Raw genomic sequence first — 19,623 nt, forward strand, 5'->3', positions numbered from 1 at the left:
ATGGAACTATCATCTTTTGAAAAACAGATCAATAGTACGATTTTACAGCGAGGTAAAGTCTACTACCAAAAAGGACAGGTTGAATCTCTTGGAGAAACAGAAGATGGTGTATGGGTTGCAGTGGTAGCAGGGTCGGACGATTATTTTGTAGAGATTGAAATTAGCAAAAAAGGATCAGTAGGAGATTATGGATGTGACTGTCCCTACGATGGCGATTTGTGCAAGCACGTGGTTGCTGTCTTGTATGCTATACGGGATGAAAAAGCGATTGCTCCTGAGGATGTACCTAAAACTACCAAGAAAAAAACAAAACTATCCTTTCAAAAACTACTGGACAATATCAGTAGCGACGAGCTGAAAGCATTTATTGTCCAGTACAGCAAAAAGGACAGTAGCTTTAAATCTGATTTGGAACTATTCTTTGCAGAAAAAGATGAAAACTTTGACATAGAAAAGCAAATAAAGGATCAGATTAGGAAAGCGATCAAGACCTACAGCAAACACGAATTTATCGATTATGGTTCAAGTGGTAAGCTAGCACGGGAATTACAAAAAATTCTGATGCAAGGTCAATATTATCTATCCAAAAATAACATCCTAAACGGTAGCTTGTTATGCATGGCGTATATACAGGAAGTCATGCCAGTGATTACTTACGCCGACGATAGCAATGGATCTATAGGAGATGCTATCGATGGTGGTATATCCTTATTGACAGATATTGCGGTGCAGTCCCCCGTCGATTTGAAAGAAAAGATTGCTGTGTATTTGAATAAAGAGCTGCAACAGGATCTGTACTTTGACTATGGCGATTTCGGATATGATATGACAGATCTTTATGCGCAGCTATGTCTGGATTTAAGTAAAATAGATGATTTTCTGCACTTTGCCGATGTGGCTATTCATAAAGCTCGTTTAGACCGTTATGATTACCGTAGTAGTTTTTTTATACAGATTAAAGCCTCCATCCTTCAAAAAGGAAACAGGAAAGAAGAGGTACAGCAATTGATAGAACAACAAATCCATTTGCCACAAATGAGGAAGGTTCAGGTCGAAAAAGCTATTGAAAACGAGCGCTTTGAAGAGGCCAAGGAATTGCTGGTTGAAGGAATACGACTAGCGGAAGAAGCACAGCATCCTCGTGTAATAAGGGACTGGGAAGAAATCCTTTTTCATATTGCCGTTCTGCAAAATGACATTCCAATGGTGCGCTCTTTTACAGAAAAATTCGCTATAGGTTACTCTTTTAGCAGCCACTATTACAACCAGTGGAAAAACACCTATACCTCAGAAGAATGGAGAAGTGTCATTAACGACAAAATCAACTCGATTCGCGCAAAATCAACCGGAGAAAAGAGTTCCTATTCGAAACACCAAGACTACTGGCTTTTGAACGAAATAGGTCCTATCTATATTGAAGAGAATATGTTCGACCAATTACTTGCACTGGTGCAACGGCAGACCGATCTGGAAACCATACTAAACTATCATGAGCATTTATATAAATTGTATCCTGCGGAACTTATGAAATTGTACTCATCCCTATTGGATCAACATGCTGAGTCTGCCAATAAACGTAATGCCTACCAACGATTGATGGACATCGTATTCGCTATATTTAAAGATATACCTTCTGGTAGGGAAACACTCTTGGCCCAAATGCTTCACTGGAAAATGATCTACAGGCACCGTCCTGCGATGATGGATGAATTAACGAATATACTGGACAAAATCAATGCACAGGGGGAGTAGATGAATACATGTTCATCTAGGCCCCGATATCTGCATTTTGGTTAACTTGCTTGATTAAGCTCATGAGTTTGACAACATTGTTTTCGTCAAATAATCCGATAACCCCGCTGTCATCTAGCTCCGTAAAAGGAGGTTCCATGAGATCGGCGGTTTCTAGATAACCGTTGGTTACGAAATAACGTATTACAGTGTCCATAAACTTGATCTGCTTGGCCGAAAGGTTAGCTTCACCAATAAAATTTGTGAAATGAGCCTGTATAGCCTCTTGATCCAAGCCGATAATGGACCGAATAAAAGTTCCTAGCGGCTGATCACCAAATTCTTTTATAAACTCTTCCTTGGACCCCAGTGCCTCCGCTACGAGGTATTGTTCTAACTGCTGTAATTCGAAAGCATTGATCGGTTGATTTTTATGCAATTTGTCGATCACAAGATGATGCTTATTCTTTTTGATAAAGGCGGTTACTCGATCTTTATAACCTTGTAGATTTTTAAAATTTGCGATAATATCATACCCGATAATTTCTTCCTTTAAAAGATTATCATCAAGCTTTGTATAAATAGGTTTAATGTTATTCTCCTCTTTGAGCAAGTGTATTAGATCTCGAATTTCCTTTCGTAGATTTTCAATTTTTGATACTGATGCATCTTGCCAAAAATCTATGGCGGCCATCTCTCTTATGACGATTTCTTTAGCAGCGACAGCAGGTACATTTCGCTTTTTTAATAGTCTCTTTCCTATATCCATAAAGTTCTGGATAAGGACGGTCTGCCGCGGAGATTTATTAATCATTGCTCCTTGCAGTTTATAACTATTTAGATCGAATCGTTTAGCCATTTCATCTATGTCTTCAGTGTAAGGAATAAGATGAGACAGTTCCGTTTCTATAGCAATGATAGCAGATTTATTGAGGTTGTCCCACTTGCTTCTATCTGCAAATTGATGCACTACAGCGAGATGCTTTCTGACCTCATACCGAGCTGTATCCAGCTGCGCTACTTTGGCATGTAGTTGATTGATATATTCCTTTGCTAAAGCTAAATCTTGGTTATTGGCATCCATATTCTCCTGAATAAGGTTAGCAACATGTAATTGTTCCAGAAACAACAGTTGACTTAAAGGTCTTTGCGTATTCGTTTGATAACCGTCCGGATTCTCCTGAAAGAACTCAAGGTTTCGGCAGTAGTCAAATAGTAGGAAGAATTTTTTACCCTCATGGGGTCCAAATAAATCACGACGTAAACGAGTACCCCTTCCTACCATTTGCCAAAACTTAGCATATGATTTTACCGGTTTAAAAAATATGAGATTCAGTACGCTAGGCGCATCGACTCCTGTATCCATCATATCGACCGAAATAGCAATCTGAGGTTCTAGTTCTTCTTTGTCATAACAGAACTTTTCAAGTAAATCTTGCGCTTTGTCATTGTAATTGTCAATGACCCGGCAAAAGTTGCCTTCATATTCGGGATAGTTTTTGTTAAATCGCTCTTCGATAAAAACAGCATGACGATGGTTTCTGGCAAAAATAATCGTTTTGCCGACCTTATCGCCAGAAGCTACTTTTAACCCATTATTCATGAGGTGATCTAAAACAAGATCTACTGTAGGTTCATTAAATAAAAAAGAATTAATCTGAGACGCTCCAACTTCAAATTCCTGAAGGGCTTCAACAGATACCGCTGTCAATCCCAACTTTTCCTCTAATTCGGCCTTATCCTCATCGCTTAAATCTTTGTATTTCACGCCATCTCTTACCATCTGTACAGGGACAGCATACGAGCGTGGCGGTACTAAAAAGCCGTCGTTTACGGCAGTATCTAATTCGTAGGCAAAAGTGGGTATATCATCCTCTAATTGAAAAAATGAATACGTATTTTTATCAAGATCTTTTTTAGGTGTAGCCGTTAACCCAATCAATAAACCATCAAAGTAATCGAAGATAGATTGGTATTTTTGATAAATGGAGCGGTGTGCTTCATCGATGAAAATAGCATCAAAGTGACCTACACCATAATCCCGACTTTCGCCCTCCATTTGGTTGTTGATAAGGTTCATCATGGTTGGATAAGTCGAAAAAACAATTCTGGTATGACCTGTTTCTTTTTCTCTGGTCAGATCTACTGCTGACAAGTGAGGTAAATACTCCTTAAACGCATTTTTAGCCTGTGTGACCAACGCATTTCTATCTGCCAGGAAAAGTATCCGTTTTGCCCAATTGGACTTAGTAAGCATATCCACAATGGCAGCAGCAGTACGTGTTTTACCTGAGCCCGTTGCCATCACCAATAAAGCACGACGATTTGTTCCTCTCAGTTTATCATTCTTCACCGTTACGAAATGCTCCGAAAGTCGCTGTATTGCCTCTAGCTGGTAATATCTCCCCGCGATGGCAGCATTTACTTCAAATTTCCTGATATCCTTTCGCGATTCCCGTCTTTTGATCAATGTTTGTAACTCCGATTTGCTGTAGAAACCGTAAATCTGTCGGGGCGGATAAAACTGATCATCCCATATATACGTTTCATACCCATTGGAGTAAAAAATAATAGGGCGCTGGCCGGTATTTTTTTCTAGACAATCCGCATAAAGTGTGGCCTGGTGTTGACCCTTATGTACATCGTGAAGCGTACTTTTAGCTTCAACAATCGCTAGTGGTTTGGCATCATCGTTCCAAAGGACATAGTCGATGTATCCTTTGCCAGAAGGATTCGTTGATAAAGGCATTCCACTTACTTCAAACTCCAGATCGCGAGGTTTTTGTAGGTTGTCCCATCCAGCTTCTCTCAGATAAAGATCGATGAGCAAGCGACGTGTCTCCAGCTCAGTTATGAGCATAGGCGGCGCTGGTAAAGCGGCGATAACTTGTTCTCGTTCTTCCTTTCTGTTGGCGAGTAGCGATTGTACTTCCTCCAACTGTTTGCGCAACACTTCATTCTGCAGTAAAGCCTTTTGTTTTTCTTTGTAGGCTTCATCTGCAAGCTTTTGAGCCTCTTGATAAGATTGATTTAGTTCTTTAACTTTTTTTACGTTGATATCATCGACCAGACCACGAGGGATTAGATTCTCATCGAATTGTGCTTCTCCCGGAAATCTTTTGGCGTATAATTTTGCTATCCAATGTAAAAAGTTGTACATGCATTTGAGTACATGTAAGGCCTCTGTATCTTTAATTGTTTTTACGGTATTCCCTTTTCCTGCGTGCGAAGCGATATTGCCTAATAAACGAACAGTATTCAATTCTTCACGCACAGAGGACCTTATGTTTTCACGGAATGAGTCCGTATGCAGCAGACTATTGATCGATTTGTCAAATGGCATTTCAAAATCCGAGTCATTTTCGTAAAGCCAAAAAAGCGACATCTCTAACGTAGAGCGGCATAGCATCGCCGCAAAACGCGGTGCTGTAAAAGTATGCTGTTCTGCCTGTGTGATTTCTTGGTAAATAAGAGGAAACTCTTCTGCTAAAAAGTCAAAATTTGATACCATTTATTTCTACTCAATTTTCTATCTATATTAATATGGTTTTATCGCTACATGAAAGGATACCTATGGAAGATACATTAATTATCCTTAAATCATTAAGAAAATGCCGGAAACTTTATTTTCTTTTCAAGTTCTTCACGCCACTCATCCTGATGTGCCATTGTTTCATTGATTTTGTCACGATAGTATACCTGATACCAACTCTGTTTATGAAAGCCTTTAATCGCCTTAAAAATACGCTCGGAATGAATCATCAGCTTCTTAAAAAACTCCTCTTTCGGTTCACGATGATTGTTCAAGATCTGACTTAGAGACACAGGTGTAATATCCAAATCTTGTGCAAACTGTTGTTGTTTTTCGTAGATGGTATTAATATATGTATTTAAAAATGACGTAAATTGATGTTGCACATCACTTTCAGCAGAGTTCAAGTACTCGTCAATTTGTAGTTTTAGCTGCATCAATTTTGCGCGCATGATATCCTGTTCGGACGTTCTAGCCATCCTATCCCTTCTCGCCTGCATTAACAGTTGAGCATCATTTTGTTTTTCCTCCTGCGAATTATACCTCGCGTCTACGCCATATTCGACTGTATTCAAAAGCGTTGTTTTTTTAGTTGTCATGGTCATAAAGTTCAATTAATTCAAAAATCTCCGGAACCTCTAAACTAAGTGTCACTCCGGTAATATTCATTTTATATTTATCGATATAATGCTGTGCGATCTGGGTTTTGGGACGTAATGAAATACAGGCCCATTCACCAAAATCACGTACTGCAAGTTTGGCCACGTATGCCAATAAGTTGCCAATAATTCTGTCGTATATTTTAGCTGCCCCCACATTTTCTACCGATGCGGTTAATAACCTCACATGGATCCGCATCTCATCTGGGATTCTTTCAAAAGAAATCAAGCCCAATATATCGTCTTTCCCTTTAATCGTCAATTTGAATATTTCAAAAGAAGCTTCCTCATTCCAATCAAAGAAATACCTGTTGACAGGTAAGTTTTTGAAATCGCTCTTTTGAACCAGAGCAATTTCGATTAAATGGGACTGACTTGTAGCGACTTCGATAATATTCACAATACAAATATAACTAAAAAAGTTTACAGATAATGTAAACTTTTTGTTCTAATATTGGATAAAAATGAATGGAGACTAACTTACCAACTCACCCTTGAATGCTTTCTGTAATAGCGATTGAAATAATTCCTCGGATTTCTCTGTATTGGTCTGTGCTTTCAGCCGGTTGATAAGCTCTATTTTTTTAGCGAAGGCTTCTTGGAGGTGGATTGGGGGAAATATAATTTCTATATCCTTTATGATGGATAAATTGAGGTTTTTTTGACGCACTCCTCGCTGTCTAGATTTGTGATATTCTTTTGTTAATTGGAGTACTTTGTAAATATATGTTAAATTTCCATGTTCAACTTTTGAATATGCGATAGCTTGATTACAAGTCATAGATATTGTATTTATTGAAGACTTGAGAGCAGCCGTATCGTACATACCTAACATTAGACTGTAAGGTTCAATAAGTTTAGCAGCTGAATTACTTATAGCATTAAGACTGATTTTTTCTTTTGTGTTACAAATGTACATAGAATTAAGTTCTCCTGATGAAACCCAAGGAATAGTGCCGTTAAAATATTGATTATTACTTCTCGAAGGTGTTCCTCCAGTTGCCCAACGCCCTAACTCCTCCAACTTCTTCACCTCCCAACCTTTTTCATTCCTTACCGGATCGCCGAACATATCGGTAAAGATAGCTTGCGCAAGTTCGTCATATTTGGCTTGTAGATCTTTGTCTTTGCGACGTAATTCATCCGCCTTGTCCAAGATCGTAGCTATTTTTTCTTGAATTGGTAATGGGGGGAGTGGTATTATAGATTCTTTTAAAAACTTAAAGTGACGGCTGTATCCCACATTGGGGAGCTTTAATGTTTTTAAGAAATGAAACAAGTATTTGGAATCTAGTTTTTGACATGGTTCCAAAACTTTAACACCATCAGCTCCTAGAATAAAATCAAAATTAACGTATTTTATACATTTAGAATGATCTCCAAATACGACAACAGGCTTAACAACTTTAACTGTTAAATCGTCATCAAAATATCCACCAATAAACTTTTCACCCTGATCTACTATCGGATACTTTCCTTTATCTAAATATTTATCTTGATTTAATTTTTTGTTTCCTCCCGTAACATCTTTTACAACATCTGTAAATTTAACTTTCTCCCACATATTACAACAGCCCTTTCAATTCGTTTAACAATACCTGTCTCTCCCGATCAATTTCCGCGATCTGCTCAAGGATAGCTGCAGGCTTCTCGTAGCTAATCTCTTCATACACGACCTCTTTATATCTATTGATACTCAAGTCATACCCATTATCGCGGATTTCCTGCGCTGGCACGAAGAATGACTGATCCGTACGGCTGCGATCTTGCTCGCTAGCTTGGTTATGGTATCGTGTCACAATATCCGGGATATCATTGGCAGCAATAGCATTGCGCTTGTCGTCCAAGCTATAACCATCGGCTTTCATATCGTAATACCATACCTTGTCAGTACCGCCCGAATTGGTCTTGGTAAAGATCAGAATTGCGGTACTTACCCCTGCATAAGGTTTAAATACCCCCGAAGGCATGGAGATCACAGCTTGCAACTGTTGATTGTCCACCAATTCTTTGCGAATGGCTTTGTGCGCAGTGGATGATCCAAATAAAACGCCATCAGGAACGATCACAGCAGCACGTCCTCCCAATGTCATCATGCGTAGCATCAGACTCAAGAAAAGAATCTCGGTTTTCTTCGTATTTGTCATTTGGAGCAAGGAGCTCTCGACATCATTTGCATTCAGCGCGCCCTTAAATGGCGGATTGGCTAAGATAAGGGAGTATTGCGAATTGACACTGTTTCGCTCTGCCAATGCGGACCCTGAAAAAAGTACAGGATTCTCAATGCCGTGCAATTGCAAATTCATCGAAGCGATGCGCAACATGGAGGGATCGATTTCCATTCCATTAAACATATTGCCGTAATAATGTTCACGGAAGGCTTTATCGAGCAGCCAGTCTTCATGCGTTTCTTGGATATATTCAGCAGCATTCACCAAGAAACCTGCAGTTCCCATTGCCGGATCACAGATGGTATCGTCTTGCTGGGGTTGCATCAGCTCCACCATCATGCGGATGATATGTCGTGGAGTCCGGAACTGCCCATTGGTACCTGCCTCTGCAATTTTACTTAGCATATACTCGTATAGATCACCTTTCGTATCTCTGTTACTCAAAGGTAATTTGTCGATCTGTTGTACTACGCTATCTAACAAACTTGGACTCTCTATCATGAAAGTTGCGCCTTTCATGTACTGCGAAAATTTACCTCCTGCAGTACCGAGCGTACGCATAAAGTCAAATGCCGTCAGGTTCTCTAGATCTGTTTGTGGTATGCGAAAGATATCCATCATGCGCTCAGGATCTAAGTCTTTAAAATAAGACCAACGTAGTGATTTCTGCTCTTCGGTGTAGATATCTGCTTTTTTTGAGCTTCCCAATAATTGTTTTTCTTTGTCAATCGTAATCTGCCTATCATCCAATTGTTTTAAGAAAATCAGATAGGTAAATTGTTCAATAACGGTCAAGGGGTTAGAAATTCCTCCTGTCCAGAAGTCATTCCATATTTTATCTATTTGGGATTTTATTTCTCCAGTAATCATCAGTATTGGGGTAATTTGTTTTTTTTTGCTCTGTAAAGGTAAAGATTTGTTTTTGTTCTTTTTGATCGCTACGAAAGAATCAAAAAACTTCGCTAGGATTTTTTACCTTTTTGTAGTATATTAATTCCTGTCTAAATTTGAAGCTATTATTTCTATACTATGCTCGTATATCTTACCATACAAATCAATTGGATATTTTAAATCAGGAGACATATCTCTCCTAAAGAGCACCACATATAAATCGTTGATTATTTTTCGGACCTCTTGAATTACCTCCATTTGTTTGTTAAAGGAGATTGGATTTTCATTCGAAATCTTAATTTGCTCTTTGGTTTTAAATTCATGAGCCTCGGCATCTCTTTTATTTATAAGTTTATCTATATCTCCTTGGTACTTTTTATAAAAAAGTGATATTTTATCCAAAATTGTTTTAATCAAAGCATTGCTTGTTTTTACTTGGTTACCTTCGAGATAGTTTTTCAAACAGTTTAATGAGTGCTTCTCATCATCTTTAGGGTTGTTTTTCAAAATATAAGCAGTACGGATTAATGCTAATTCGTTATGGTAAAAAATCATATCTGTACTAAGATCACCTCGTAATCCATTCTCGGATATTAATCTATCTAAATTAAGGACAGCGTTAATATGCATCTCGATTTCGTAAGTGACGCGATACATCCAAAAAAGGTGATTTTCTACCTCATAGCGTTGATCGCTAGTTTTAAAAAAAGTCATCATTTCTATTTGTTTTAGTTTATAATACAAATGTAAATAGTGTATGTGCACTCTATATGCATAGTTGTCAGATCGTCTGCCTTCGGTCGCAATTATATGGAGAATTTGTGAGGCAGAAATTGAAAGACTTACGTATACTGTTTTAAACTTTCTTCTATTCTGGCTTTAAAATCTTCCCGAAGTTGCTTAGGGTGAATGACCTCCACAGCAGGACCAAAACCTAGTACCTGAGCATAAAACTCATAATTTGGAATAATCTCCAGTTGCAAGATGATATATTCCGAGCCGCGTTCGATAACAGTCTGTGAAGGATGTAAAGGCTTCGATTCAATATATGGCCATAGCGACTTATTCACTTTGATTTTGACAAACTGACAAGCGCCGCCAATAGGTTTACTAACGCCTATTATATCTTCGAAGTACGCTTCATGCGTGTCCTTCTGAAGACTAAATGCGATACCTTCGGCTGACTCAAACGTAATCATACGATCCAGCGCTAGACTGGTCCAAGTATCAAAGCCGCCCCGCTGGCCAAAGAGAAACCATCGCTTGTTATATTGTTTCAGAAAATATGGATGTATTAAAAAATCTTCTTCTTTATCTTGATTGAACGATTTGTACCGTACGGTCAATACTTGTTTTTGCTGTATGAATTTTAGCAAATCTCCCAAAAGATGGAGATTTTTAAGGTATTCATTTTGGTCAAAAAAGATGCATTCGTCCAGATCCTCCAATTGAAAACTCTTTTTGAGTTTCAACGCCAGTTCTTGGACAAAATCAAATTGGGGCAAACCTTTAAATCTTCCTAACATATCCAGCGTCATTTTTAGTAAATCAGCTTCCACGGGGTTGATTTGTTGCATGCCGATCGAATATCCTCCGTCGGCATAACGGTAGTAGGTCTTTTTCCCATCTTTAAAAGATGCTATTGGGGCTCGGAAACCTGTCTCACTACGCATAAAATCGATGTCTTTCAATATTTGTCTGCGAGAGATAGAGGAGTTCCTGCCAGTATAGTCCATTAAAGCTGCCGAGACATATTCGATAAGGTCATCGATAAAAAATTTCCGGCCTTTGTTGGAAAAACACCTGTCCAAGGCTTCGTAACGTATAATTGCATGTTTGTTGGTGGCCATCATTAATTTATTGGTCTATAACAAAGATAAGGCTTTTCTATGCATCGTATGTGCACAGAAGATCGTAAACCAGTGAACATACAGTGCACAGGACCTTATTTGCTTTGTAGTGAGTTTATTCTTTCAATAATTTCATTCCATACGGTAACCCGTAATGTGGAGTGAAATGAACTGGATATGTTTGCCAAAATTATTTAACTATGTATAAATTACTACTTTCAGGATTATTGATCTTATCGCTGAGCGCTTGCCAAAGTTATAAATATGGCAGTGAGGGCCCCACAGAAAAGAGCAACCTGACCATGGGGGTGGTCAAAAGCCGAATCATCAAAGGTGAAACAACACAAGACGAAATCCTCAAACTATTTGGATCGCCAAATCTTGTTTCCAAAAATAAATCAAACCGTGAAGTCTGGAGCTACAACAAGATGTCAGTCGAACAAAAAGCGGGATCAACAGATTTTTTTGCTGGTCAACGTGCGAGCCAAAGCAGCAGCAGTAGATCTTTTGATCTGATCATTACGTTTGATGAAAAAGATATTGTTGCAGATTATTCCGTTATATCTACCGCATTTTAACCTTAAAACACACAAAATGAAAAAAATTATTACATTATTATGTATTGCCATCCTATTTGGCTCATGTGCTACAAAAATGGTTACCAAATCACCTAGTGAAGTAAAGATGATGACCACAAAGCAATTGGAATCTAATCAAGAACTCGTATTCAAGTCAGTAATCAGTCTACTACATTCCGAAAGCTATATCATTGATCGCGCCGATAAAGAAACAGGATTGATCAACGCCAGCAAAAGAATTGAAAACAAAAATGCGGCCTCCCAGCGTTTTTGGACGGGTGTAGCCAAAGATGCCAATACTTCCAAAGCGATGTTTTATATAGAACCGATAAATGATGAAGTAACGGAAGTCAAGATTACCATGTACGAAGGGTCTGAGTCTAGCCGCAACGGTTACTGGGGTCAGGTGAATAAAGATACAAAAGAACAAATGATCTATGAGCCGCAGGTCTACCAAACCTGGTTCCAAAGCCTACAAGCGGAAATCGAACGTCGCAAAGCATTGGGTAGATAAATTGTCGTTAACAATATTATTCACTTAGATTTATAAATGAATAGTCATAAAAAAGGGATGTTCATTCTTGCAGAACATCCCTTTTTTATAATTTTTATACGACGGAGTACTATTTTCCTTCCTTCAATTTTTTTACTTCATTGGTAAGGTCCAACACCGCCTGGCTCAATGCTGCAATGGATTGTGTCTTCGCTCGATCCTCCTCAATAAATTTTTCAAGCAATGCGACCAGCTTATCTGATCCATCATTGTTAAATGTTGGTTGGGAATGTTGACTAGAGTTGGTTGAGTGATCGTTAAATGTATGTGAATGCTGTATATTATAAATTACATTCTCATCCTTAAAAGATTGAACAAATTCAGCTGTTACCCCCAATGCAGTAGCCAGCTCTTCTAAAAGCGGCTCATCGAGTGCGACCATATTTTCAAAGTCCGAAATCCGTTGCTGCGAGTACTTGTTGCGGCAAAGCTGACCGAAAGCCTCCTGCTTAATTCCCTGAATCTCACGGATGCGTTTAATATTGTGACCGATATGCATGGTTTCGTTTTTTTCTTTAAAAATAGTATTCATAATCTAGCAAAATTAGAGGGTGGTTTTTTACCGGTAAATCGGTGGAATACCACACCCTAAAATAATAAGTAATGCAATAACTTTGCCTTTAAAGTTACGAATTATTATTGTAACGAACAGCAACCGCTGAATGCTCTTTGACCTATTGGTATTGAAAGAAATTTTATAAGATCAATAAAAATTAAAAATAATGAGGCTGCTTGTGAAGCCTTAGGGTGAGGATAACGATCACTCACTAAATACTATTTATTTGTACTAGAGTTCGGTATATACAAAGGGTGGGCCTTGCTGTGAAAAATCGGGAGACCAACGATCTGCGATAAGGCTTCTTGTCCTAATATACACAACTGAGGCCGTTCCTTGTTAATAAGGAAACTTTATAACGTATGCATAAAGTGGCTGTCTTACGTGTGCTACATATAAGAATAGCTGACCGTTTGTGACACCGCAGGTTGAAAGTGATTTCAAGTACAAAATCTATATTATGCACAACTAGTTTCTCACGCGCTCAACAGTACTAAAAGTATATACGATAGGTGGGCATGCTCTTGATAGAAACTTACACAATTGGCGTTCGCTTACTCGTTTTCCGTAGCATATCAATAATTCGTATACACAAAGGTGGGCGCTCGCTTTAAATCTGTTTAATAAGAAATATATCAATACCAATTTTGTCAATGTGCTATTCAGCTTTAATATACCTATCATAAGATCAAGGTTTTCCAAAAAATCCGTCAGAGCCGGTCGAGATCTGTAAAAGTGATAAACCAATTAAACATGGATTATGGAAAAAGGAACTTTGACGCAAGAAGACGAGGAACTCATGGGGCAATACGGCGAATACAGACAGATTAAAAAGGGAGCTTTGCTCCACAGAGAGGGAATGGTAGCAAACTATGCATCAACTCAAAAACTCACCCCAGAAACGCTACGAAGATTTTGTATCAAATTACCCCAATATCTACAATCGCATTCCGCTTTATATGATCGCTTCTTACCTAGGTATTTCAAGAAAAACACTGACAAGGGTTAGGGGCGGGAAATAATTAGTCACTTTATCACCATCTACACTCCTGATAAAAAGGTTTATCAAAATAATGATGATAAAAAAGGCTAAATTAACCGTAGTTCAGTTAGCCTCTTCTTACAACGTTGACAATAAAAAACCTTATGGATTGGTAGACCACAAACTAAATTCTTTTACAAAAGCACGTTTTGGCAATTTCAGATGGTGTACGACTAGGGTCGCCAAATCTTCCGGCTGTAATACTTTTTCTTCGTTTCCATCGGTGAAGTTGGCGTTCACCGTCATATCTGTGGCAATGGTACTCGGGTTGATGGTCGATACACGAATGTTGGACTTGCGGCCTTCTTGCATCACACTCTCGGTAAGATTGATCACCGCTGCTTTTGATGCTCCGTAGGCACTCATTTTTGCAGAACCTTTCAAACCTGAGGTAGATGCTATGTTAATGATATCACCACCATTGTTTTTGACCATTTCCGGGAATACCTCGTGGATCATATAATACGTTCCAAATACATTTATTTTGAAAGATTGCTCCCATTGCTCAACTGGCAATTCGTTGATACCTCCTACAGCCAAAACTCCGGCACTATTGATAAGAATATCAATAGTTTCAAAAGTTTCCAAAATACTTTTTACCGTGTCTTGTACACCTGTATAATCTGAGACATCCAAGGCATAAGTTTGCACTTTTACATCGCTGTTAATGGCGCTGATTTCAGCAGCTACCCGTAACAAATCTTTTTCTGTACGACCTGCCAGAGCGATATTGACCCCTTCTTTTGCCAATTCCAAAGCCATCGCTTTACCTAACCCTTTACCAGCACCTGTGATAAGGGCATTCTTATTTTTTAAATCTTGCATATTTCTATTTTATATATCGCAAAATTCTGTTTTTATTTTATTATAAACGACTATTGAGCATTAAAATGTAAATTTGTTCCGTAATAATGAACATAACATGATACAGTCGGTCGAGAAGCTATTTCTCATTATGGATTATATGGTACAAAACGGTAATCGGGTGCGTATACAAGATATTGCATCAGGTTTGGATATGAAAAAATCTACGGTACATAATTTTGTTAAAACCTTGGTGCAGATGGGCTATGCAGATCAAGAGGAACTTTCTACCCGATATTACCTCACAGGCAAAATGCATCACCTCATCCCAACGGAATATTCTACCGCTACACTGAAGACAGACTATCGTCCTATCGTAGAAAAAATAACCGAACTCACCGGTGAAACCGCTTATCTAACCATACAGCTAGGATCCTATATGCGGCACGAACTAAAAAGCGATCCCAAACGCTCTGTACGTATAAGTCTAGAAGTAGGTAAAGAAATGGATGTAATGAATTCGGCTTTGGGCAATGTTTTTATGGCACATTCACCGAGTTTGACCAAACAATTAATGGTTAATCTCATCGAGCCAGAACAAATCAAATTGCAAAAGCAACTCGATAATGTAATAGAAAAAGGCTATGCTGAAGATTATGAACGTTTGGAAAAAGAGATGAATTGCGTAGCGGTACCAATTTATAGTAATAATAAATTATTGGCAGCAATTGGTATTTCAGGCCCATCGTATCGTTTTGGAACTAAAGAAATGCAACAGGGAATACAGATCATTCAATCATTATTAAAGAATAAGGTATCTTAATCTACACGATAATCGTTCTATAGCGTGTATATTGAATGCATCATGCTTATTGTACTGTGACAATTAAAAATGTAACATTGATTATTGTTGAGTAAAGGAAAAGAGTCCTCGCCAATTCCAGGACTCTTTTCCTTTACTCATTTTATCATTTCCCTTTTGTTTGAACCAAAAATCGAAAATTGCAATTAATGTAGCAGATCAGGTCGGAGAAATGTTGTAAGTTTGAAATTAGCTGTTAACGCGATGTGGAGAATGAAGCCTCGTAGACCTTCAAATTCCCTTTGTTGTCTTTCACTTCAAGTTTAAAGTCGTGTCTGCCACTGCTGAGTTCCGGTTCGAAGTCATGCCAGATATGTCTTGTTTTAGGGTCATATTTCATTAAAGCCCATTTCCCGTCAATATAAGCGTCAAAAGTAGCTATACCCGATAGATTGTCACTGATGGTAAAATCGATGGAGCGTTGATTGGAAACATTCTTGCCGTCGGTCAGGTTACGCGCAGTGATATTTGGTGCAATGGTATCGACAGCGATGTAAAAACCACCAAATTCGCGTACGTTGGCTACCACCCAGCCGTTCTCATATTGACCACCTTGTGCTCCGCCATCAGAAGAAACAATCAAGGCTTTGTCATAAAGATTTTCAGACAAGCTGTAGTCTGGTTTGATCATGAGCTTATAAAATCCGAACACCGGTGTATAAGCGTTGTGGATATAGTGCATTGCCGAGTAGCCTTTTGCAGGTTTTGCTCCCTGCGAATAATTGAAGTAAAGGTCGTCATACAATATATTTTTGCTCATATAAACCCGAGCATTCTCCGCTTCATATTTGTTTTCATCGGCATAGTGAAACATTTTAAGCCCCTTCGCATTTGGGCGGCTGATGGAAAGTGAAGGGTTATTCTGCACCTTAAAATTCAATTCACTCGTATTCCCTTGAACATCCTTAACCACATATTTTACCTCATGCACCTCATTGTCTTTCAACGTGATTTTACCGAGGTTATCCAAGTTTTTGAAGATGTTGATCGGATTGTTAGGATCTTTGAAGCTCTTTTGCACGCGTACCCCTGATTTTTTTAAATAAGGGTAGTCTACGTAAGACTGGATCGCACGGGTCTGATCAAAAGGAATGGATTCGAACAGTACCGTGCTGATGTTTTTATTGTCTAAAAATAGTTCAATCGAATATACACCATATGTAAAAGAGATTCCTCTCCGTTTATCAACGGTGTTGATTCCCAATCCAAAGGTACCATTCACAGGTATCGGCGCGGTACTCGCTAAGCTATAGGTACCATTGCCAGCCGACTTGATCGTCTGATGTCTTCGAGGTGTATTTTCGTCGAATATTTCGGAACCCAAATCGTAGACCGTCATACCGCGGATAATCGGTTTGACACCGTCTGGAAACAACAGTCCAAACAATTGCGGATTGAGCGGCAATTGTGCTTTTGTATCCCGGATTTCGAAATGAAGATGTGGGCCAGCTGAACCACCGGTATTGCCCGAATTTGCAATAAACTCACCTTTTTTCACCGGGACCTGATTTGGTTTGAGGAATACATCGACATCAAAACGTTTCTGCTTGTACTGCTCATCTTTGATGATTTTAGCAAGATCTGAATTGAAACTCTCTAGGTGCATGTATACCGAGGTGTAACCATTGGGGTGATCAATGTAAACATAATTACCACCACCACCTATCTGTACCCTGACGCGGGATACAAAACCTTCCGCCGCTGCATGCACAGGAATATTGATGCGTTGTTGTGTGCGGTAATCGTCTCCGCCATGAAAATGCGTCGCGCGCAATTCGCCAAACGATCCCGAAGCCTGTGGAGGAATATCCATGGGGCGTACAAAATAATTTTGTGGATAATTGCGACTTTTGATAATATCTTGCCCTTGGCTTAGGCCTGCCGTACAAGTGAGGAAGGCCAGTAATGCTATTCTTTTTGTTGTCATAAGATGTCCGAGCTTATTTAATTTTACAGCTAAACATCTTCTGTTCGCCGATGAAACCTTCCAATAAATCGCCGATGGCTACAGATCCGACACCAACTGGAGTTCCGGTGTAAATGAGGTCACCTTTGCGGAGGGTAATAAATTTGGAGGTATATACAATCAGATCTTCGTAGGAAAATATCATATCCTTGGTATTTCCCTGCTGGACTGTTTGTCCATTTTGCTGCAGGGAGAACTCAATCGAGTTCACATCTGCAAGCTCTCCTTTAGGAATCAAGTTGCTGATCACTGCAGAATGGTCAAATGCTTTTGCCAATTCCCAGGGAAGGCTTTTCGCTTTAAGTTCCTGCTGTACATCTCTGGCGGTGAAGTCAATGCCCAGACCAATGGCATCATAATACGTTGACGCAAATTTGGGCGTGACATGCTTTCCTTCTTTACAGACCCGGAGGACAACTTCGGTTTCGAACTGAATGTTTTTGGAGAATTCGGGGTAATAGAAATCTTTGTTATCCTTTAATACCGCAGTATCGGGTTTTAAAAATATAATGGGATTTTCTGGGACTGGATTATTGAGTTCTTTCGCGTGGTCGATGTAATTGCGACCGATTGCAATTATTTTCATGATATAAATTTTTAAGGCAATGAAGCTTTCAGATTTCTTGGCAAGCGCTTTAGCTCGACGTTCATCGCGAGGATGTTTGAAGCCAGATCCAAAGATGGCTCCGCTTTTTATGTGAGCGTCTTACACGTGGCGGAGACATATAACTTCCATGAAGATCATATGACTATCTTCCTAAAGCTTGTTGCGGACTTATACCCAGTAAACCTGTGTTTTCGCTTGCCACAACAAACTTAGCAAATGTCCGATGGTTATCCAAAAATGAAGAGAAGCAAGTCCATTTTAATTTAAATTAAGATTGCTATTTATATAGGTTTTAATTAGGTTTTGTTTAGGTTTTAGTTAGGTATAATATAGGTTATACCTAATTAAGACCTAAACTATATCTAACCTAATAATAAGTTATACCTAACTTAATTCAAACATAAATCCAAATCAATTGTTAGGAGGTTGTTATTAAGATGATATTAAACAAAAAACTTAAAATATGGCTATATTAGAAGATGGTCCAAATGGTGGTTTCCGGGGTAAAGTTGGATCGATATATGGATACAATCGTATGGGGCAATGGATTATTCGGGGTGCAAGGAGGAAAAGTAGTAAACCTCCGACTGAAGCTCAGCGATTACATCGCCAAAAAATGAAGGCTGTCGGAAAATTTTGTGCAGAGAACAAAGCTGTCTTTGATTTTGGCTATGAGTTAAAAAAAGAAAATGGATCTAAATATGGTGCATTTCAGCTTGCGCAAAAGCATGTTTTCAATGATGTGTTGGCTTTTGATACTGACTATAATCCCGTCGTGAATTTTGAAAATTTGAACGTGTTTGTGGGGGATTTAATACCGCCTGAGGGTACTAAGGTGAGTGTGAGTGAAGGACGTATATTTTTGGAATGGATACCAAACCCAGCGTATGATGATGAAATTTATAAGTTAAATCTAGCATTTGTTAGCTTAAATGATTTCTGTTCCTTAAAACCAGCAGTTGCATCTGCTAAGGATGGTCAATGTTTCGTCAATGTACCAGTTGAATTAAATCAGAAAGCTGATTATCATGTCTACATCGGGTTTTGGGATACCTATCATGGTGCATTCTCAAATTCGACCTATTGTGGCGTCATTTAATAGGATTTTTCCACCTACTTGTGTATCTTTAACACTATGAATAAAATACAGGCGGTATTGTTCGATCTAGACGGTACGTTAATTGATTCGGAATATTTCTATTTCAAAAATTGGGCACCTATATTAAAACAGGAATTTAACCTTCAGATCAGCTATGAAGATTGGATTCGCGATTTTGCTGGACATACTTTAGCACATAATGTCAAGCGTCTTACCGAGGACTATGGCTACGACGTGACGGAAGAACATATGTGGAAGCGTACACGTGCGGCTTATGCCGATTCTAACATGAGCGATATAGAATTGATGCCTGGAGCACGAGAAATTTTAGCTTTTTTGAAAGCAGAAGATATCCGTATTGGGCTGGTGACCTCAAGTTATAGAAGCACTGTCGATACTGTTTTGGGCAAACATGAGCTTTTGGATTATTTTGAGTTTTTTGTCACGCGTGAGTGTGTGGAGTTGCCAAAGCCCGATCCTGAACCTTATCGTTTGGCATTGACACATCTGGGTCTACCAGCCGACCGCTGTGTGGCTATTGAGGATACATCGACAGGAAGTACATCGGCATTGGGAGCAGGCTTACAGTTGATTGCAGTTACGAAGCAAGAGGTAGAACGTGCTAGACTAACAGCTGTTGATAACATTGTGGAAAACTTATTCGAGGCGAAAGCCTTGTTGGCGCACTGGATTTGAGGGTTGTAAAATCATTTAATCGTTTT

18 protein-coding genes are annotated in these 19,623 nt (G+C 38.9%); 7 read left to right on the forward strand and 11 right to left on the reverse strand.

Going from position 1 to position 19,623, the window contains the following annotated elements:
* Window positions 1–1,752, forward strand: a complete 1,752-nt coding sequence (locus B3E92_RS15870; RefSeq protein WP_286832243.1) for an SWIM zinc finger family protein — start codon at window positions 1–3, stop codon at window positions 1,750–1,752.
* Window positions 1,753–1,768: 16 nt separating this feature from the next.
* Here the strand turns inward: B3E92_RS15870 and B3E92_RS15875 are convergent, their stop codons facing one another.
* The 7 genes from B3E92_RS15875 to B3E92_RS15905 all read right to left on the reverse strand — a co-directional run bounded on the left by B3E92_RS15875 (window position 1,769) and on the right by B3E92_RS15905 (window position 10,837).
* A complete protein-coding gene (locus B3E92_RS15875) occupies window positions 1,769–5,242 on the reverse strand; it encodes a DEAD/DEAH box helicase family protein (protein ID WP_286897532.1) in 3,474 nt (1,157 codons plus the stop codon).
* A 92-nt stretch (window positions 5,243–5,334) separates the two neighbouring features.
* Window positions 5,335–5,862: a helix-turn-helix transcriptional regulator gene (locus B3E92_RS15880; protein ID WP_112374990.1), complete on the reverse strand. Its 528-nt coding sequence runs from the start codon at window positions 5,860–5,862 to the stop codon at window positions 5,335–5,337.
* Window positions 5,852–6,322 (reverse strand): N-acetyltransferase, encoded by a 471-nt coding sequence (locus B3E92_RS15885; protein WP_112374989.1) that lies wholly within the window; start codon window positions 6,320–6,322, stop codon window positions 5,852–5,854. The genes B3E92_RS15880 and B3E92_RS15885 overlap by 11 nt, the downstream gene beginning before the upstream one ends.
* 75 nt (window positions 6,323–6,397) lie before the next feature.
* Window positions 6,398–7,486 carry a restriction endonuclease subunit S gene (locus B3E92_RS15890; RefSeq protein WP_112374988.1) on the reverse strand — a complete coding sequence of 363 codons (1,089 nt, stop codon included), beginning with the start codon at window positions 7,484–7,486 and terminating at the stop codon, window positions 6,398–6,400.
* Between the two features lies 1 nt (window position 7,487).
* The gene (locus B3E92_RS15895) at window positions 7,488–8,963 is read right to left on the reverse strand and encodes an HsdM family class I SAM-dependent methyltransferase (RefSeq protein WP_112374987.1); all 1,476 of its coding nucleotides are present in this window, start codon (window positions 8,961–8,963) and stop codon (window positions 7,488–7,490) included.
* Window positions 8,964–9,083: 120 nt separating this feature from the next.
* Window positions 9,084–9,701 (reverse strand): hypothetical protein, encoded by a 618-nt coding sequence (locus tag B3E92_RS15900; RefSeq protein ID WP_112374986.1) that lies wholly within the window; start codon window positions 9,699–9,701, stop codon window positions 9,084–9,086.
* A 125-nt stretch (window positions 9,702–9,826) separates the two neighbouring features.
* On the reverse strand, window positions 9,827–10,837 hold the full coding sequence (locus B3E92_RS15905; RefSeq protein WP_286802910.1) for a helix-turn-helix transcriptional regulator: 1,011 nt from the start codon (window positions 10,835–10,837) through the stop codon (window positions 9,827–9,829).
* Window positions 10,838–11,034: 197 nt separating this feature from the next.
* Here B3E92_RS15905 and B3E92_RS15910 point away from each other — a divergent pair, with 197 nt between their 5' ends.
* On the forward strand, window positions 11,035–11,412 hold the full coding sequence (locus B3E92_RS15910) for a hypothetical protein (protein ID WP_112374984.1): 378 nt from the start codon (window positions 11,035–11,037) through the stop codon (window positions 11,410–11,412).
* Between the two features lie 16 nt (window positions 11,413–11,428).
* Entirely contained in the window at window positions 11,429–11,926 is a 498-nt protein-coding gene (locus tag B3E92_RS15915; RefSeq protein WP_286802911.1) for a hypothetical protein, read from the forward strand.
* Between the two features lie 109 nt (window positions 11,927–12,035).
* Here the strand turns inward: B3E92_RS15915 and B3E92_RS15920 are convergent, their stop codons facing one another.
* Window positions 12,036–12,497 carry a helix-turn-helix domain-containing protein gene (locus B3E92_RS15920; RefSeq protein WP_088163129.1) on the reverse strand — a complete coding sequence of 154 codons (462 nt, stop codon included), beginning with the start codon at window positions 12,495–12,497 and terminating at the stop codon, window positions 12,036–12,038.
* 784 nt (window positions 12,498–13,281) lie between these two features.
* Here B3E92_RS15920 and B3E92_RS15925 point away from each other — a divergent pair.
* Window positions 13,282–13,530: a hypothetical protein gene (locus tag B3E92_RS15925; protein WP_070570204.1), complete on the forward strand. Its 249-nt coding sequence runs from the start codon at window positions 13,282–13,284 to the stop codon at window positions 13,528–13,530.
* 135 nt (window positions 13,531–13,665) lie between these two features.
* Here the strand turns inward: B3E92_RS15925 and B3E92_RS15930 are convergent, their stop codons facing one another.
* On the reverse strand, window positions 13,666–14,388 hold the full coding sequence (locus B3E92_RS15930; protein ID WP_070570201.1) for a 3-ketoacyl-ACP reductase: 723 nt from the start codon (window positions 14,386–14,388) through the stop codon (window positions 13,666–13,668).
* A 97-nt stretch (window positions 14,389–14,485) separates the two neighbouring features.
* On the opposite strand from B3E92_RS15930, the gene B3E92_RS15935 reads away from it, so the two are divergent.
* Complete coding sequence (locus B3E92_RS15935) at window positions 14,486–15,190, forward strand: IclR family transcriptional regulator (RefSeq protein WP_115046490.1); 705 nt, start codon at window positions 14,486–14,488, stop codon at window positions 15,188–15,190.
* Between the two features lie 235 nt (window positions 15,191–15,425).
* Here the strand turns inward: B3E92_RS15935 and B3E92_RS15940 are convergent, their stop codons facing one another.
* Both B3E92_RS15940 and B3E92_RS15945 read right to left on the reverse strand, forming a co-directional pair.
* Entirely contained in the window at window positions 15,426–17,156 is a 1,731-nt protein-coding gene (locus tag B3E92_RS15940; protein WP_115046512.1) for a M23 family metallopeptidase, read from the reverse strand.
* Between the two features lie 13 nt (window positions 17,157–17,169).
* Window positions 17,170–17,781, reverse strand: coding sequence for a fumarylacetoacetate hydrolase family protein (locus tag B3E92_RS15945; protein ID WP_115046513.1), 612 nt, complete (start codon window positions 17,779–17,781; stop codon window positions 17,170–17,172).
* Window positions 17,782–18,265: 484 nt separating this feature from the next.
* On the opposite strand from B3E92_RS15945, the gene B3E92_RS15950 reads away from it, so the two are divergent.
* Complete coding sequence (locus B3E92_RS15950; RefSeq protein ID WP_115046514.1) at window positions 18,266–18,901, forward strand: DUF6266 family protein; 636 nt, start codon at window positions 18,266–18,268, stop codon at window positions 18,899–18,901.
* A gap of 36 nt (window positions 18,902–18,937) precedes the next feature.
* Window positions 18,938–19,597, forward strand: a complete 660-nt coding sequence (locus B3E92_RS15955) for an HAD family hydrolase (RefSeq protein ID WP_286802912.1) — start codon at window positions 18,938–18,940, stop codon at window positions 19,595–19,597.
* Window positions 19,598–19,623: the final 26 nt, after the last annotated feature.

Source organism: Sphingobacterium sp. UBA6317, assembly GCF_002440385.1.
GTDB lineage: Bacteria > Bacteroidota > Bacteroidia > Sphingobacteriales > Sphingobacteriaceae > Sphingobacterium > Sphingobacterium multivorum.